General features: G+C 41.4%; 1 protein-coding gene and 1 pseudogene. Both read left to right on the top strand.

Going from position 1 to position 1592, the window contains the following annotated elements; genetic code table 11:
- Nucleotides 1-1114, top strand: a pseudogene (gene thiP / locus REG_RS02030) (thiamine/thiamine pyrophosphate ABC transporter permease); the annotation flags it as partial.
- Nucleotides 1101-1592: thiamine ABC transporter ATP-binding protein (gene thiQ / locus REG_RS02025; protein WP_039906927.1), on the top strand; the 492-nt coding region annotated here is incomplete at its 3' end. The pseudogene thiP and the gene thiQ, both read left to right, overlap by 14 nt.

Genomic DNA, 1592 nt, shown 5'->3' with positions numbered 1-1592 from the left:
CCGTTGAACAACGCCAGTTGGCGGCTCAGCTTGGAATGAATAGTTGGCAATATTTTCGCTGGATTGAATGGCACTATTTAAGACGTCAAATATTGCCGACGGGAGCACTAATTTTTATGTTGTGTTTTGCTAGTTTTGCGACCGTGTTGGCGCTAGGTGGAGGACCGCAAGCGACAACCATAGAATTGGCTATTTATCAGGCTCTGAGTTACGACTACGATCTAGGGCGAGCGGCTATACTGGCATTGATACAATTGACTTGTTGTTTAGGCTTAGTCTTATTAAGCCAAAGATTAAATAACTTGCTAACGATTGGTCATACTCATCAGCAATATTGGCGTGATCCACAAGATAATCGATGGCAATGTATTAGTGATACCCTATTTATTGGCCTATTTTTTATTATTTTTTACTCCCCCCGCTATTGGCGGTAATGATTGATGGCTGTAATCAGGCGCTGATAAAAGTGCTACAACAAAAAGCATTATGGCAAGCATTAATTACATCATTAATAATTTCAATAAGTGCCAGCTTACTTTGTCTGGTATTAACGATAATGTTGTTATGGAGTAGTCGTAAATTAAAATTGCGCCAACAAATTGCTTACGGACAAACGTTGGAAATCAGTGGGATGATGATTTTAGCCACACCAAGTGTTGTCTTAGCCACCGGTTTTTTTTTATTGCTGAAGGATCATTATCCATTATCCCAGTCGTCCTAAGGATTAGTTATCTTTATCAATGCACTGATGGCATTACCCTATAGCTTAAAAGTGTTAACTAACCCAATGCAGGATCTTGCGCAACGTTATAACCGATTATGTTCATCGCTCAATATCCGCGGCTGGAAACGCTTACGCCAGATAGAATGCCGAGCACTGCAACGCCCATTAACACAAGCCCTGGCTTTCTCTTGTGTATTATCATTGGGAGATTTTGGCGTAGTCGCTCTCTTTGGCAATGAAGAGTTCCGCACGCTGCCTTTTTACCTATATCAACAAATAAACGCTTACCGTAGTGAAGACGGAGGTGTTACTGCGTTGCTACTGTTATTACTTTGTCTTTTGCTGTTTACGTTGATAGAACGACTCGCGAGCCCCTGTGATCACACTTAGAAAAATTACCTATTTATCCCACAATTTACCCATACACTTTAACCTGAACATTCAAACGGGTGAACGCGTAGCCATTCTTGGCCCCAGTGGAGCGGGAAAAAGCAGTTTACTTAATTTGATTGCTGGATTTTTAATCCCAAGTAGTGGTCATATCTTATTAAATCATCAAAATCATACCTTAACCCCACCAGCCAACCGGCCGGTATCCATGTTATTTCAAGAAAATAACCTGTTTTCTCATTTAACGGTAAAGCAAAATATCGCTTTAGGATCACACCCAGGCCTGAAACTGAATGCAGCACAACACCAGCGACTTCTGCAAATTATTGAGCAGGTTGGATTAACAGCCTATTTGAATCGTTTACCAGCACAACTTTTCCGGCGGACAACGCCAGCGCGTTGTATGATACGTAGTCAACCCATTCTATTACTAGATGAGCCATTTTCTGCACTTGATCCGGCATTACGTAACGAAATG

The sequence above is a fragment of the Candidatus Regiella insecticola LSR1 genome (assembly GCF_000143625.1).
Classification (GTDB): Bacteria; Pseudomonadota; Gammaproteobacteria; order Enterobacterales; family Enterobacteriaceae; genus Regiella; species Regiella insecticola.
Note: the sequence above shows the minus strand (reverse complement) of the source record. Positions and strands in the feature narration are given on the sequence as shown.